At 44.8% G+C, this 15,560-nt stretch carries 11 protein-coding genes; 9 read left to right on the top strand and 2 right to left on the bottom strand.

Annotated features, from left to right (window positions below; all coding sequences use genetic code 11):
* Positions 1-11: 11 nt before the first annotated feature.
* The 3 genes from BVU_RS00250 (at position 12) to glmM (ending at position 3,155) form a co-directional block, all read left to right on the top strand.
* Positions 12-1,052, top strand: coding sequence for a DHH family phosphoesterase (locus BVU_RS00250; protein ID WP_005842948.1), 1,041 nt, complete (start codon positions 12-14; stop codon positions 1,050-1,052).
* Between the two features lie 82 nt (positions 1,053-1,134).
* On the top strand, positions 1,135-1,770 hold the full coding sequence (locus BVU_RS00245; RefSeq protein ID WP_005842946.1) for a DUF4827 domain-containing protein: 636 nt from the start codon (positions 1,135-1,137) through the stop codon (positions 1,768-1,770).
* A complete protein-coding gene (gene glmM, locus BVU_RS00240) occupies positions 1,767-3,155 on the top strand; it encodes a phosphoglucosamine mutase (protein WP_005842943.1) in 1,389 nt (462 codons plus the stop codon). Before BVU_RS00245 ends, glmM begins: the two co-directional genes overlap by 4 nt.
* Before the next feature lie 107 nt (positions 3,156-3,262).
* Here the strand turns inward: glmM and BVU_RS00235 are convergent, their stop codons facing one another.
* On the bottom strand, positions 3,263-4,168 hold the full coding sequence (locus tag BVU_RS00235) for an IS982 family transposase (protein WP_016270147.1): 906 nt from the start codon (positions 4,166-4,168) through the stop codon (positions 3,263-3,265).
* Positions 4,169-4,283: 115 nt separating this feature from the next.
* On the opposite strand from BVU_RS00235, the gene BVU_RS00230 reads away from it, so the two are divergent.
* A complete protein-coding gene (locus BVU_RS00230; RefSeq protein ID WP_005851178.1) occupies positions 4,284-5,075 on the top strand; it encodes a glycoside hydrolase family 16 protein in 792 nt (263 codons plus the stop codon).
* Between the two features lie 327 nt (positions 5,076-5,402).
* Positions 5,403-6,896, top strand: a complete 1,494-nt coding sequence (locus tag BVU_RS00225; RefSeq protein ID WP_008782290.1) for an MFS transporter — start codon at positions 5,403-5,405, stop codon at positions 6,894-6,896.
* A gap of 170 nt (positions 6,897-7,066) precedes the next feature.
* Here the strand turns inward: BVU_RS00225 and BVU_RS00220 are convergent, their stop codons facing one another.
* Positions 7,067-8,032 carry an IS110 family transposase gene (locus BVU_RS00220; RefSeq protein ID WP_011964601.1) on the bottom strand — a complete coding sequence of 322 codons (966 nt, stop codon included), beginning with the start codon at positions 8,030-8,032 and terminating at the stop codon, positions 7,067-7,069.
* 212 nt (positions 8,033-8,244) lie between these two features.
* Between BVU_RS00220 and BVU_RS00215 the strand changes: the two genes are divergently transcribed.
* The 4 genes from BVU_RS00215 to BVU_RS00200 all read left to right on the top strand — a co-directional run bounded on the left by BVU_RS00215 (position 8,245) and on the right by BVU_RS00200 (position 15,549).
* Entirely contained in the window at positions 8,245-9,366 is a 1,122-nt protein-coding gene (locus tag BVU_RS00215) for an endo-1,4-beta-xylanase (protein ID WP_008670188.1), read from the top strand.
* A gap of 12 nt (positions 9,367-9,378) precedes the next feature.
* Positions 9,379-10,350, top strand: coding sequence for a glycoside hydrolase family 43 protein (locus tag BVU_RS00210; RefSeq protein WP_008670185.1), 972 nt, complete (start codon positions 9,379-9,381; stop codon positions 10,348-10,350).
* A 349-nt stretch (positions 10,351-10,699) separates the two neighbouring features.
* A complete protein-coding gene (locus BVU_RS00205; RefSeq protein WP_008782291.1) occupies positions 10,700-12,436 on the top strand; it encodes a glycoside hydrolase family 43 protein in 1,737 nt (578 codons plus the stop codon).
* Positions 12,437-12,477: 41 nt separating this feature from the next.
* Positions 12,478-15,549: a SusC/RagA family TonB-linked outer membrane protein gene (locus BVU_RS00200; RefSeq protein WP_011964600.1), complete on the top strand. Its 3,072-nt coding sequence runs from the start codon at positions 12,478-12,480 to the stop codon at positions 15,547-15,549.
* The last annotated feature ends 11 nt before the right edge of the window (positions 15,550-15,560 follow it).

Here is a 15,560-nt window from a genome sequence, read left to right as displayed (position 1 = left end):
AAAGATTGAATATGTTATCAAAAGTAATTGCACAGGCTAATATAGACCATGCCGAAAAATGGTTTGAAAGAGCTGATAAAATAGTTATTGTTACCCATGTGTCACCGGATGGTGATGCCATTGGCTCCTCGTTAGGATTATGGCATTTTTTGGAATCACAGGAAAAGACGGTGAATGTCATTGTTCCCAATGCTTTTCCGGATTTTCTGAGATGGATGCCGGGAGCCAAGGATATAATCCGGTACGATAAATATACTGAATTTGCCAATAAGCTGCTGAATGAGGCGGATGTGATCTGCTGTCTGGATTTCAATGCATTGTCTCGTATTGATGCGATGGCGGATGCTGTGGCTCAGTCGCCGGCACGCAAAATGATGATTGACCATCACCTTAATCCGGAAGCCTTTTGTAGAATCATTATTTCTCATCCTGAAATATCTTCTACATCGGAATTGGTTTTCCGGTTGATATGCCGTCTGGGGTATTTTGAGGATATCACCAAGGAAGGTGCTGAATGTATTTATACGGGGATGATGACCGATACAGGTGGCTTTACTTATAATTCTAATGACCGTGAGATTTATTTCATTATCAGCGAACTGCTTTCGAAAGGCATTGATAAGGATGAGATTTATCGTAAAGTTTATAATACGTATTCTGAAGGGCGTTTACGCCTGATGGGATATGTGCTGTACGACAAGATGCAAGTATTTCCTCAGTTCAATTCGGCATTGGTTTGGCTGACAAAAGAGGAGCAAAGTAAATTCCAGTATGTAAAAGGAGATACGGAAGGGTTTGTGAATATTCCACTTTCCATAAAGAATATTATTTTCTCCGTATTCTTGCGTGAGGATACGGAAAAGAATATGATAAAGGTATCTCTGCGTTCTGTAGGTGCTTTCCCTTGTAATAAAGTGGCTGCCGAGTTTTTTAATGGAGGTGGTCATCTGAATGCATCCGGTGGGGAGTTTTATGGAACAATGGATGAAGCCATCGACCTGTTTAAACAGGCTTTGGTGAAGTACGAGGAACTGCTTCTGGCAAAAAAATAGTTATTTTAGTATAATTGCATACAAACAATATAAAAGTTAGGGGCTTATTTATTAATTTTGCCCGAAAATAACAGAACTTAGAATGAAGAAATTAGGTATATTGTTCGCATCTGTGTTTCTTTTAGGGCTGGTCTTCCAGTCTTGCAATAATGGAAAGACCTATGCTGAAATGAAAGAAGAAGAGAGAGAAGCTATCAAACGATTTATTGAACGGGAAGATATCAATGTGATCAGCTTTGAACAGTTCCAGGAACAGGATTCTACGACCAATGTGGATGAAAACCAGTTTGTCCTTTTCTCGGAAACAGGTGTTTATATGCAGATTGTGGAAGAGGGAAACGGAGAGCGTTTGAAAGACGGTCGTTATGAGATTCTGGTCCGGTATGTGGAGGAACAGATTACTTCGGATGGAATAGATTCTTTGTCTTGGAATACAGACTATGGGAATTCTCAAATGGTTTATCCGGATGCTATGATGCTGACAAAAAGCGGAAAATCTTTTTCAGCTACATTCACCTCCGGTATAATGTATACAGTTTGGGGTACACCTTATGTACCTTCAGGATGGTTGATTCCATTCAATTACATAAAGGTCGGCAGGGAGATTTCCGGTCGTTCTAAGATCAGACTGATTGTACCTCACAGTGAAGGACAGTCTGACGCTTCTGCTTCTGTCTATCCTTGTTACTATGAAATAACTTATCAATTAGCACGATGACATTAATTAAATCAATATCCGGAATTCGTGGAACCATTGGTGGGCACGTGGGGGAAGGTTTGAACCCGCTGGATATAGTGAAATTTACATCAGCTTATGCAACGCTGATACGTAAAACAACCACAGTAAAGAGTAATAAAATTGTAGTAGGACGTGACGCACGTATCTCCGGTGAGATGGTGAAGAACGTGGTATGCGGTACTTTAATGGGAATGGGGTTTGATGTGGTGAATATCGGACTGGCATCTACACCGACTACAGAACTGGCTGTAACCATGGAAGGAGCGTGCGGTGGCATTATTTTGACTGCCAGCCACAATCCCAGACAATGGAACGCTTTGAAGTTGCTGAATGAGCATGGAGAATTCCTGAATAAGGAAGAAGGAAATGAAGTGCTGCGTATAGCAGAAGCGGAAGCGTTTGAGTTTGCCGATATAGACCACATCGGAAGTTATCGCGAAGACAATACCTACAATCAGAAACATATAGATAGTGTTTTGGCTTTGAAACTGGTAGACGTGGATGCTATCCGTAAGGCCAATTTCCGTGTAGCTATAGATTGCGTTAATTCAGTTGGCGGTATTATTCTTCCTGAATTGTTGGAAAGGTTGGGAGTGAAGCATGTAGAAAAGCTTTATTGTGAAGCGACCGGTGATTTTCAGCATAACCCGGAACCTTTGGAAAAGAACCTGGGGGACATTATGGGATTGATGGCCAAAGGCGGTTGTGACGTGGCTTTCGTTGTAGACCCGGATGTTGACCGTCTGGCTATGATCTGTGAGGATGGAAAAATGTATGGCGAAGAATATACATTGGTGACCGTGGCAGACTATGTATTGAAACATACTCCCGGAAATACCGTTTCTAACTTGAGTTCTACCCGTGCTTTGCGCGATGTGACCCGTAAATATGGCTGTGAATACAATGCTTCGGCTGTAGGGGAAGTGAATGTGGTTACCAAGATGAAAGCGACTCATGCTGTGATTGGAGGTGAAGGAAATGGTGGAGTAATCTATCCTGAAAGTCATTACGGACGTGATGCATTGGTGGGAATTGCTTTATTCCTGAGCCATTTGGCGCATGAAGGGAAGAAAGTCAGTGAACTGCGTGCTACTTATCCTCCTTATTTCATTGCCAAGAATCGCATTGATCTGACTCCGGAAACGGATGTGGACGCTATTCTGGCCAAGGTGAAGGAACTGTATAAGGATGAAGAGATAAACGACATAGACGGTGTGAAAATAGATTTCCCGGACAAGTGGGTACATTTGCGTAAGAGTAATACCGAACCTATTATCCGTGTGTATTCTGAGGCTGCAACCATGGAGGCGGCAGATGAAATAGGCCAGAAGATAATGGATGTGGTTTATAGCCTGGCGAAATAAATACATTATTAATAGATAATTAGCCGTATTGAATGAGATTATATTTCGTTTGATACGGCATTGTTTTTTAATCAGATAGAAATAAATAACGTGAGTTCGAAATAAAATCAAAAAATAGCAAGTTGTCCGTCATTGACAAACTTTACGTCAATGGCGGGCTTCTTTTCAAAAAAGCAGTATGCCGCGATAGCCGACAAGGAGTTGGCTATAAAGTTACTGAATGAACGATGTCTTGAGTGTTCAATCTGTGCGATGTTCTTCAGTTCGTCATTGACCGTTTCAATCAAGGCTCTTTTTCTTAGCAAAATCTTGTCGGCAATACTCATCAGTGAGTTCCTCATATTATTTTTAACTTTAGTAACAAGTTGTATGCCATTAAGGAAAAGGTTTTCAAACAGAGCCTGACCTATATATCCCTTGTCTGCACATAGTTTTCCTTTGATGTTTTCCAGAAACCTACCCTGTTTCAACGGTTCCCGGTCATCCACGTTTCCAGGCGTGAACATGAAATTGAGGATTTCACCCTTGTCATTGATTATCAGATGCAGCTTGAATCCGAAGAACCATCCCATAGAACATCTTCCACGCTCGGCAAGCCCTTCAAATGTCTTATGAATCAAGATTCTTTGGTTACGACATACACATAAGGGAGTGGAATCAACGAAACTGATGCCGGTACAAGTTCCCAGCAGTACTCTTTTGATGAATATGGTCATGGGAAGCAATACTTCCTTCTCCAGTTCCACAAAACGGTTATAAGAAACCTGACGAGGAAAAAGGTGTTTCAGATGTTTACAGACATACTCCTTGTAGTAATGCTTGAAACAACGGAAACCACCGGAGTGAAACAGGATTAGAATAACCATAATCTCTGCATCACTCATACGGTTGGGTTTGTTACGATGCATGGTCTTCATATCCTTAATCATATATTTTTCCTGTTGCAATGTAAATTCCTTGCAAAAATCATCGGCCATACAATAAATCTCTGTAACTTTAGACTCTGGAAACATAGTGGTAATCGTTTAAATGTTATAATTCAGCACTATAAATTTAATACTTTTATCGCTATGTTTCTAATTATAAGTGAAATATATTTATTCTTATTTCGAACTCACGTTAAATACTATGAGAAAAAGCCTTTTATTTGTTTGGGCCTGCATGGGGCTGGTTTGTTTGATGAGTGCTTGTAAGACATCGGTTAAAAGTAAAGAATGGAAGCTGGTATGGGTGGAGGACTTTGATCAAAAAAACAGTTTTGACGAATCGGTATGGACTAAGATACCTCGCGGAACATCCGATTGGAACAACTATATGTCTTATTATGATTCATGTTATGCTATGCAGGATGGGAATCTGATACTTCGTGGAATAGCCAATCATACTCAGAAAAATGATACGGCTCCTTATCTGACCGGTGGTGTATATACCAAAGGAAAGAAACTGTTTACGGGCGGAAGAGTAGAAGTATGTGCCAGATTGCAAGCCGCTAAGGGGGCATGGCCGGCTATATGGATGCTTCCCGAAAAAGCGGAGTGGCCCAAAGGAGGAGAGATTGATATTATGGAACGGTTGAACCATGATCGTATTGCTTATCAGACTACTCATTCATATTATACGCATATATTAGGTATAAAGGATAATCCGCCTCACGGAGGCATCAATAAGATAAATCCTGAGGAATACAATATCTATTCGGTAGATATTTATCCGGATAGTCTGGTGTTTGCTGTCAATCATCGTCATACCTATACTTATCCGCGCATTGATACGGACAAGGAAGGGCAGTTCCCTTTCTATCAACCTTACTATTTATTGATAGATATGCAGTTGGGTGGCTCATGGGTTGGTGCTGTGGATCCGAAAGAGTTGCCTGTGGAAATGTGGGTGGACTGGGTGAAGTATTACGAGAAACGCTGAATGCTGTTTGTCGGGAAACGGGGGGCTGTTCAATGTTGGGCAGCCCCCCGTTCTGTTTAATTATCAGGTAAATAGACCTTGATGTAACATCATCAAAGAAAAATGTTACAGGCGGAGCACGTCTGTTCTGCCTGTAAAGATGCGTGTATCATTGTGATTACAGGAATCATAAAGCTTTGTGTACTTTTGTTTCGTCTGGAATAAGATTCTAAAGATTGGAGCAGGGACAACATTTTGTTTAGCTCATTTTTGTTTTCAATAGGCGTAAAGTAATTCTAGCCAATGGATGGAATTACTTTTTATGGAAGATATTTTAATGTAATAACCATGAATACACAAAGTCAAAAAGTTTCGATGGCCGAGAAAATCGGTTACAGCCTGGGGGATTGCTCGGCTAATCTGGTCTTCCAGATGATGATGATTTATCAGACAAAGTTTTATACGGACATATTCGGTCTGGAAGGTGCCATTGCCGGTACGGTGATGTTGGTGGCGCGTATCACGGATGCCTTTGTCGATCCTACAGTGGGATTATTGAGTGACCGCACCAAGACACGTTTCGGGAAATATCGTCCGTGGGTGCTTTGGACTGCGTTGCCTTTCATGGTTTTCTATGTGTTGGCTTTCTATAATCCGGGCATTGAAGATAAAGGGCTGGTAGCATTGTATGCTACGTTGTCTTATACCTTGCTGATGAGCCTTTATTCTTTTAACAATACGCCGTATGCTTCTTTGGGCGGAGTGATGTCCGGTGATATAAAGGAACGTACCAGTATCACTTCCATTCGTTTTGTGGCGGCTACCATTGCCCAGTTTGTGGTGCAGGGACTTACGCTCCCTTTGGTAAGCAAGTTTTCGGATGGTGGAGACAAAGCGCATGGCTGGTTATGTACTATCTCTTTGTTCGCTTGTATCGGGTTCGTTTTTCTGGTCATTACTTTCTTTTCAACTCGTGAGCGCATAGAGCCGCCTGCCAGTCAAAAGACAGATACGCTTCAGGATATAAAGGATGTATTTGGAAGTGCTCCTTGGCGGGCTATGTTCATACTTACGCTTTTCATTTTTATTACGCTTGCCATGTGGGGTAGTGCCATGAACTATTATTTTGAGAATTATGTGGATGCCGGAGCATTGTATGCCTTTCTTGACCGTCTGGGATTAGTGGCAATGGAAACAGATGGCAGCGCGGGGTATGCTGTGTTGAATGCTTTCGGGCTGGTAGTCAATTCTTCCGATAAGGCATACGAGGTAGGATTTGGAGTATTTAATATGTTGGGAGCACTTGTCCAGTTCTTTGGGGTGATTTTCTTGTCCGGCTTTTTGGCAAACCGTTATGGTAAGAAACGCGTTTTTATTGTTTGCCTCTCACTTACTGCCATTTTTACAGCTTTGTTCTATTTTCCGGGAAAAGCGGATGTGGAAACGATGTTTGTATTGAATTTCCTGAAGAGTCTGGCATACGCGCCGACTGTACCTTTGTTGTGGGCGATGATTGCCGATGTAGCCGACTATTCAGAATATAAAAATTACCGTCGCGCCACAGGTTTTGTGTTTGCTGGTGTAGTTTTTGCCTTGAAGGCCGGGCTGGGTATCGGTGGGGCCATCCTAGGGTTTCTGCTTTCAGGATTTGGGTATGTGTCCGGTATCGGGGCAGAGCAAAGCGGTACGGCTATAAGGGGGATTGTACTTTCCTCCAGTCTGATTCCGGCTATGATATTTGGAATGGGAGTAGCTGCCTTATGCTTCTATCCTATTACAAAAAAATACAACGAACAGATGCAGGCGGAACTTGCTGACCGTCGCAGTAAGGCCGGTTATTAATGAAAAAGAACAAGTTATTTACCTTAAAAACTTTGTAATATGAACTATAATATAAAAACTGAATACGGTTAACGATAATTAGCATAATCATGCAAGTTATCGTGCATGAAAAGCTCGTCGGGGCTGTGTGCTCAGTCCCTTGCCGCATGGCGTTCCCTCCGCAGGAGCTGTTATGGCTTTTCGGATTTGAATCCATCGACATAGGGTTTCCCTTGCGTGACGACAGCGAAGGCTTGCCTCACAAGTTTGTTGGCGACCGCAATAACCACCACCTTGCCGGGCTTGCCGTTAGATCTGAGACGGTCGAAACATGCCTTACACTCGGTATTGCACCTGAGCGATGAGAATGCGGCTACATAAAGTTGGCTTCTGAGGCTTGAATCCCCGTTTCGGTTGATGTGGCCTTTGACATTGACTGACGTACCGGATTGTTGGTAAGTAGGTGACAAGCCCAAGTAGCGGGTCAGTTGCTTGGCATTATCAAAGTAAGAGAATCTGCCGGTGGCTACAATAAGCGGAGCTGCCAGCGTGACACCGATGCCTTTGATGGAGGTGAGCAGGTCCATCTGTTTCTTGTATTCACCTTGTGCCAATGAAGCGAGTTCCTCTTCCATCTCTTTGATTTGCTTTTCAAGAAATGTAATCGTCTTTTCGATGGTTTTCTTGCATTTGGGGTCAAAGAATGGAAGGACCTCCATCGAGCCTTTGAGGTTGCGTGTGGCTACAAGTTGCTTCTTGAGTTGGCGCAGCACCGTCCGTTTCTGCTTGAGGACAAGGATTGCATCACTGCGAAGTTTGTATGGCGCAGGTTGCATCTTCTCTCCGTAAAGTGCTATCAGGCGTGCATCAATCTCATCCGTTTTGGTAACGGTGAGCATGACACGGGCGAAGTTCTTTATCTTCAACGGATTTTCAAGGCTGATGGTAATGCCTGCCTCTGAAAGCAGGTAAACGAGTAACGCGCTGTAATTGCCCGTAGCTTCCAGCACGCAATTATGTTCGGATGCTGAAATAGTTTGGACGAACTCGTGAACGCCATTTACGGTATTCTTGAATGTTCTCGTCTTGTTTGTCTTTACAGACGAATAGGCAACAACGAAAGTCACCTTGCTGACATCAATACCAACGTAAGTCATAGTCTGAATGATTTATTAAAACAACATCTGTACATCGTGAGCCATCATTGCGAATGCGGGGTCTCAAAAGCCCATTGAACTATCCGGTTTCTGATGTATAAAGTGTGGGGTAAAACATACTACACGGTCTTTTTGACTAATGAAAACTCAGCCTTATTCCACACTTTGATGTTGAATGTTTATGCAAAAATATAATAATTAAAAATTATACAATGAAAATAAGATATGTGACATTATTGGCTGCCATTGCCGGATTAATGGCCGCTTGCGGCAATGACCGGAAGGTCGAGCCGGGTCCTTCGCTGAAGGAAGCAGCTTCGGGCAAGTTTCTGATGGGGGTAGCGTTGAATGTACGTCAGGCAGCAGGTCAGGATACTTACGCCTCGAAAGTGGTAAAACGTCATTTTAATTCCATTGTGGCCGAGAATTGCATGAAATGCGAAGTGATTCATCCGGAGGAAGACCGTTTTGATTTTACGGAAGCGGACCGGTTGGTTCGTTTTGGCGAGGAGAACGATATGGCTGTTATCGGGCATTGCCTTATCTGGCATTCACAGCTGGCACCTTGGTTCTGTGTGGACGAACAAGGAAAAACAGTAAGTGCCGACATCTTGAAGGAGCGTATAAAAAAACATATCCAGACTATTGTGACGCACTATAAAGGGCGTATAAAGGGCTGGGATGTATTGAATGAAGCCATTGAATCGGACGGCTCCTGGCGTAAATCTCCTTTTTACGAGATATTAGGCGAAGAGTACATCCCGCTTATTTTTCAGTATGCTCATGAAGCGGATCCGGAAGCCGAACTTTACTATAATGATTATGGCATGGACGGGAAGGCTAAGCGTGACAAAGTAGTCGAATTGGTAAAGATGCTGAAAGACCGTGGACTGCGCATCGACGCGGTAGGTATGCAGGGACACATGGGAATGGATTATCCGTCAGTGTCCGAATTTGAAGCCAGTATACTGGCATTTGCAGCTACCGGAGTAAAGGTGATGGTAACCGAATGGGATATGAGTGCATTGCCCACGGCACGGATGGGAGCCAATATTTCGGATACGGTGTCTTATAAACAATCCTTGAATCCCTATCCCGACGGTTTGCCCGACTCTGTGTCTGTGGCATGGAATAACCGGATGAAGGAATTTTTCGGTCTTTTCCTGAAACATTCGGATATCATTACCCGTGTGACAGTGTGGGGGGTGACGGACGGTGACTCATGGAAGAATAATTTCCCTGTGCCCGGACGTGTGGATTACCCTTTATTGTTCGACCGTGATTGCCAGCCGAAACCTTTTGTGGAAGAACTGATAGGAAAACATAACATTTAATAACGTAACGATATGGAAAAGAAATTCAGATACTTGGTGCCCGGAGACTATATGGCAGATCCTGCTGTACATGTTTTTGACGGAAAGCTTTACATTTATCCTTCTCATGATCGCGAGAGCGGAGTGGAGGAGAATGACAATGGTGATCATTTTGACATGTGTGACTATCATGTCTTTTCTACAGAAGATGTGATGAACGGAACAGTGACTGATCACGGAGTCGTACTGAAAGTTTCGGATGTCCCTTGGGCCGGGCGTCAGTTGTGGGATTGTGATGTGGCCTGTAAAAACGGGAACTATTATATGTATTTTCCATTGAAAGACCGGAACGACATCTTCCGTATCGGCGTGGCGGTGAGCGATTGCCCCGAAGGGCCGTTCATTCCCCAGCCCGATCCCATGCGTGGAAGCTACAGTATAGATCCGGCGGTATTTGATGATGGTAATGGGAACTATTATATGTATTTCGGCGGTTTATGGGGTGGACAGCTTCAGCGTTATCGCAACAACAAGGCATTGGAGTGGGCGGCTTTTCCGGCTGATGGTGAACCGGCTTTGCCTTCACGTGTGGTAAAACTTTCGGACGATATGCTTCAGTTTGCCGAAGAGCCGCGGCCTTTGGTTATTCTGGATGAACACGGACATCCGTTGAGTGCCGGTGACAATGCGCGTCGCTTTTTCGAGGCTTCATGGATGCACAAGTACAACGGGAAATATTATTTTTCTTATTCTACGGGAGACACTCATCTGCTTTGCTATGCCACAGGAGATAATCCGTATGGTCCGTTCACTTATCAAGGGGTTATTTTGCAGCCTGTGGTAGGTTGGACTACTCATCATGCCATTGTAGAATACAAAGGAAAATGGTATCTGTTTCATCACGATTGTGTCCCTTCGGGGGGAACCACTTGGTTGCGTAGCCTAAAGGTATGCGAATTGGAGTATGATGCGGAAGGGAAAATAAAGACCATAGAATCTGTCTGAAAATAAATCAGTGATACATCATTCGGACAGATTGGACCGGTTACTTTGCCGGGCATTGTCCAAACAGACCGTTTGCAGAAATTATGTTCATTGTCCGGAACTTGCAAACGGTCTGTTTATATCTGTGCTCTTCAAATATAATGTCTGGTGGTGTGAATGTAATTTGTTGTAATATAATGTGTTATGTGTGTATTGTAACGCAAGTAAAGATTCATGTAACACGTTTGAAGCAAGATGTAACTCTACGAAAGATGCGTGTATCATGCAGAGAATTTATATTCGGCGACACTTTCTATATTTGCGTCTGAAATCCGTAAAGGAATTGGTCAATTATAATACTAGAAAGACAATGAAACAAAAACAAAAGCTGAAAAGATGGTCGGGCGTGCTGATCGCTTTAGGGGTGCTGGGCTCCTCTTTTACCTCATGTAGTTCGATCAAGAAAGGAAATGATTTGCCAGTTGTAGGAAAGTCTGTCGCTCTTTTCGATTACTTTAATTATAAAGGTGAGGATGATGTCTATATTTCCAATCCGCTTCCGGGAGATGATTATTTTTATAATCCCATTCTGCCGGGATGGTATTCCGATCCCAGCATTTGCACCAATGGTGAAGGTGATTATTTTCTGGCTGTTTCCACCTTTACTTATTATCCGGGTGTGCCTCTTTTCCACAGCAAGGACTTGGTGAACTGGAAGCAGGTGGGGCATATCTTGAATCGTCCTTCTCAATTAGTCAACATGGAGGGGCAACACGTAAGTGGAGGGATTTTTGCCCCGGCCATATCCTACAACCCGCATAACAAGACTTATTATATGGTTACTACCAATGTAGGGGTTGGAAACTTCTTTGTGAAGACACAAGATCCTTTTGGCGAATGGTCTGATCCTATTATGTTGCCCGAAGTGACAGGCATTGATCCCTCTTTCTTTTTCGATGAAGATGGGAAGGCCTACCTTGTCAATAATGATGACGCGCCGGACAACAAGCCTGAATACAGCGGACATCGTACCATCCGTGTGCAGGAATTTGATGTGAATGCGGACAAGACGGTGGGGCCGCGCAAGATTCTGGTGAACAAGGGAGCTCGTCCGGAGGACAAGCCCATCTGGATTGAAGGTCCGCACCTTTATAAAATAAACGGGAACTACTTCTTGATGTCTGCCGAGGGTGGAACAGCCGGATGGCATTCGGAAGTGATTTTCCGTGGTGATTCTCCGACGGGCAAATTCACACCGTGGAAGAACAACCCTATTCTGACCCAGCGTCAGTTGGATGCGGAGCGTCCTAATCCGGTGACGTGCGCTGGACATGCCGACTTGGTTCAAACCCGGGAAGGGGATTGGTGGGCAGTCTTTCTGGCTTGCCGTCCCATAAACAACACGTTCGAGAATTTAGGACGTGAGACTTTTATGATGCCCGTTAAGTGGAGTGAGGATGGTTTCCCCTATATGACGCAGGGGGATGATCTGGTGCCAGTCATTGTTCGCCGCGAAGGAGTGAAGCGTGACGAATCTGCCACCTTCGGAAACTTTGAAATGAATGACGGTTTCGACGGACAAACATTGGGTATGGAATGGATGACTTTGCGTGCTCCTGCTACCGGACTTTACTCGCTTTCCCAGACTCCGGGTTATCTCACTTTGAAATGTGATTCAGTCAGTGCTTCCGAAAAGAAGGTGCCGGCTTTTATATGCCGCCGGTTGCAGCATCATAAGTTCGAATGCAGCACACGTATGTTGTTCTGTCCGCAGAGCAAGGCGGAGCAAGCGGGCATATTGTTGTTCAAGGACGAAAAGCATCAATATTTCCTAGCTGTAGGCAGGGATGATCAAGGTGAATGTATTTCCCTCAGGCAGATAGGCGATGGGGAAAGTAAGGTGCTGGCTTCCGTTCGCTTGGACGACGGAGGAGTGCTTACCGACCTGAAGGTGGTTTCGCGCGGAACACATTATGATTTCTACTATGCTCGCCAGGAAGGTGTGTGGTACGTGTTGTGCAGGAATGTGGACGCTGGGTATCTGTCAACGGCCACTGCCGGAGGCTTTACTGGAACAACGATAGGCATGTATGCTACCTTAAAATAAATGACTGTTTGATTTTTTGTATAACTTAAATTAATGTATTAATGAAAAATGCTATGAATTTTAGGCCGGTGGGGCTGATGCTTCTATTCTGTCTCATTCCTTTGTGGGCATTTGCACAGAGCGTGATGGTAAAAGGTGTAGTAAAGGACACAAGTGGTGAAGCCATCATCGGAGCCAGTGTCTTGGAAAAAGGCACTACCAACGGTACGATTACCGATTTTGATGGTAACTTTGCATTGAATGTATCGAAAAACGCCGTGTTGGTGGTGAGTTTTGTCGGTTACAAGAACGAGGAAATCTCGGTAGCGGGAAAAAGTTCTTTAAAGATTACATTGAAGGAAGATTCCAAAGCTTTGGAAGAAGTGGTGGTGATTGGTTACGGTAGCGCCCGCAAGAGTGATGTGACCGGATCTATTGCATCGGTAGGCGGAGAGAAGCTGCGTGAGATGCCTGCCACCAATATTACATACGCTTTGCAGAACCGCGTGGCAGGTGTGGATATGTCGCAGACTTCTTCCGCACCGGGTGCTTCCATGCAGATCCGTATCCGTGGTACCCGTTCGTTGAACGCCAGTAACGACCCGTTGGTGGTATTGGACGGAATCCCCTTTATGGGTAATTTGTCCGATATCAACCCCGGTGACATCAAGAGCATGGATATTTTGAAGGATGCATCCTCTACTGCTATCTACGGTTCGCGTGGTGCCAATGGTGTTATCCTGATCACTACACACAAAGGGGCACAGGGTAGTCCCGCCCGGTTTACTTACAATGGGTATGCAGGTATGAAGAAGGTATTTTCCAAATATCCCATGATGAACGGTAGCAAGTTTGCCGAAATGCGTAAACTAGCAGGCAAGTTCGAGAATTCGGTGGACGAGTCGGACGATGTGGATACTGACTGGCAGGACTTGATGTTACGAGACGGTTATGTAAACAGCCACGATGTCAGCGTGTCCGGTGGTACCAACGGTGGAGGCTATAGCTTTGGCGCGGCTTACTATAAGGATCAAGGTGTCATTCCTACTCAGAACTATACCCGTTACTCTCTGCGTGGTTCTTTCGATCAGGGTGTGGGAAAATATTTCCGCTTCGGACTGGTGAACAATACCAACTATAACGTCACCAAAGGTTCCAATATCGGACTGTATGGTGTACTTTCCATGTCTCCTATCGCCGACCCCTATAATGCGGACGGCACATTGAAACGTACCGTGAAATACAACAGTCAGGATGAGTCATTTGTACTGACCAGAGGCGTTGTGGAAGAATTGGAAGACAGTTGGCTGAGCAAGACCGAAGGCTTCGGTACGTACAATAACCTGTTTGCCGAAGTGAAATGCCCGTGGATGGAAGGTTTGAAATACCGTGTCAACCTGGGTTTGAACTATCGTTCTACTAAAGGTGGATCGTTCACTGGCGAAGGCATCAACAGCACTACGGCAGACACTCCGTCCACCGCTTCGCTGAACCACTCGGAAACGACTAATTGGACTGTGGAGAACCTGCTGACTTACGACCGTACTTTTGGAAAGCACCAGCTGAATGTTGTCGGTATGTACTCTGCCGAACAGACTGTCTATACACGTTCGGACGTTGCCGGACGGGATATTCCTGCCGAATATTTCCAGTTCTATAACATCGGGCGTGCGGAAGGCACCATTACGGTGAACCCCGACAACTGGAACTATCAGAAGAGCGGTCTGATGTCTTGGATGGGTCGTGTGATGTACACTTACGACAATCGCTATATGTTGATGGCGACTGTACGTGCCGACGCTTCTTCACGTTTGGCAAAGGGACACCAATGGCACACTTATCCCGCCGTATCGGCAGGATGGAACATTCGTCAGGAAGAGTTTATGGACGAGGTGGACTGGATAGATATCCTGAAACTGCGTGTAGGTTACGGACAGACCTCCAACCAGGCTGTTGATCCTTATAAGACCTGGGGACGCTTGGCAACCCGTCCTTATAACTTCGGTCCTACTGGCTATGTCACCGGTTACTATGTATCCGAACTGCCTAATGCCGAATTGGGTTGGGAATACTCTTCTACATGGAACTTCGGTCTGGACTTCACCTTGCTAAGAGGACGCCTGTCCGGTACATTTGAGTATTACATTCAGAAAACCACCGACTTGCTGCAAAGCGTAAGCCTTCCTTCCACTTCGGGAGTAAGCAGCTATATGGCTAATGTGGGAAAGACGGAAAATAAAGGTTTTGAATTTACCTTGAACGGAACGATTCTGGACAACCATAACGGATGGACATGGGAGGCAAGCCTCAACCTGTCTGCCAACCGTAACAAACTTACCGAACTGGCTTCGGGTTCCAAAGATGATAAAGCGAACAACTGGTTTGTAGGACATCCCATCGACTGTATCTACGACTATGAAAAAGTAGGCTTATGGAACAGTGATGATCCCGATTTCCAATACTTGGACATTCTGGAGCCGGGTGGCAATGAAGGTATGATCAAAGTGAAATATACCGGTGATCGTGATGCCAGCGGCAAGCCGACCCGCGCCATTGGTCCCGAAGACCGTCAGATTATCAGCTTGGAACCTAAATTCCAAGGAGGTTTCAGCACTCGCGTGGCCTATAAAGGCTTTGACTTGAACGTTATCACCGCCTTCCGTTGCGGAGGCAAGCTGATCAGTACACTGCACCACAGCAACGGTTACCTGAATATGCTGACCGGTCGTCGCGGACAAGTGGATGTAGACTACTGGACACCGGAGAACAAGGGGGCCAAGTACCCGAAACCGGGTGGTATCCAGAGTGGTGACAATCCGAAATACGGAAGCACATTGGGCTATTTTGACTCTTCTTACTGGAAAGTACGCAACATTACGCTGGGCTACAACTTCGAGAAGCAGGCTTGGCTGACCCGCATGGGCATACAGAGCCTGCGTGCTTACCTGTCCGTGCAGAATCCGTTCATTATCTGTTCTCCTTTCCATAAAGAAACCGGACTGGATCCCGAAACCAACTCTTACGGTAACGAGAATGTAGCTGTGACAGAAGGTATTCAGAAACGATTCCTGACAGTAGGTACTAACTCACCGTCCACCCGTAACTATTTATTCGGTATTAACTTAACATTCTAAATGAAAGCATG

The sequence above is a fragment of the Phocaeicola vulgatus ATCC 8482 genome, from assembly GCF_000012825.1.
Lineage (GTDB): Bacteria > Bacteroidota > Bacteroidia > Bacteroidales > Bacteroidaceae > Phocaeicola > Phocaeicola vulgatus.
This window is presented reverse-complemented; position numbering and strand designations above follow the sequence as displayed.

Bases quoted from the DNA above. Each gene is read 5' to 3' on its own strand.
- BVU_RS00245 (WP_005842946.1), top strand. From the start codon at position 1,135: ATGAAGAAATTAGGTATATTGTTCGCATCTGTGTTTCTTTTAGGGCTG.
- BVU_RS00205 (WP_008782291.1), top strand. From the start codon at position 10,700: ATGAAACAAAAACAAAAGCTGAAAAGATGGTCGGGCGTGCTGATCGCT.
- glmM (WP_005842943.1), top strand. From the start codon at position 1,767: ATGACATTAATTAAATCAATATCCGGAATTCGTGGAACCATTGGTGGG.
- BVU_RS00215 (WP_008670188.1), top strand. From the start codon at position 8,245: ATGAAAATAAGATATGTGACATTATTGGCTGCCATTGCCGGATTAATG.
- BVU_RS00230 (WP_005851178.1), top strand. From the start codon at position 4,284: ATGAGAAAAAGCCTTTTATTTGTTTGGGCCTGCATGGGGCTGGTTTGT.
- BVU_RS00200 (WP_011964600.1), top strand. From the start codon at position 12,478: ATGAAAAATGCTATGAATTTTAGGCCGGTGGGGCTGATGCTTCTATTC.
- BVU_RS00220 (WP_011964601.1), bottom strand. From the start codon at position 8,032: ATGACTTACGTTGGTATTGATGTCAGCAAGGTGACTTTCGTTGTTGCC.
- BVU_RS00235 (WP_016270147.1), bottom strand. From the start codon at position 4,168: ATGTTTCCAGAGTCTAAAGTTACAGAGATTTATTGTATGGCCGATGAT.
- BVU_RS00210 (WP_008670185.1), top strand. From the start codon at position 9,379: ATGGAAAAGAAATTCAGATACTTGGTGCCCGGAGACTATATGGCAGAT.
- BVU_RS00250 (WP_005842948.1), top strand. From the start codon at position 12: ATGTTATCAAAAGTAATTGCACAGGCTAATATAGACCATGCCGAAAAA.
- BVU_RS00225 (WP_008782290.1), top strand. From the start codon at position 5,403: ATGAATACACAAAGTCAAAAAGTTTCGATGGCCGAGAAAATCGGTTAC.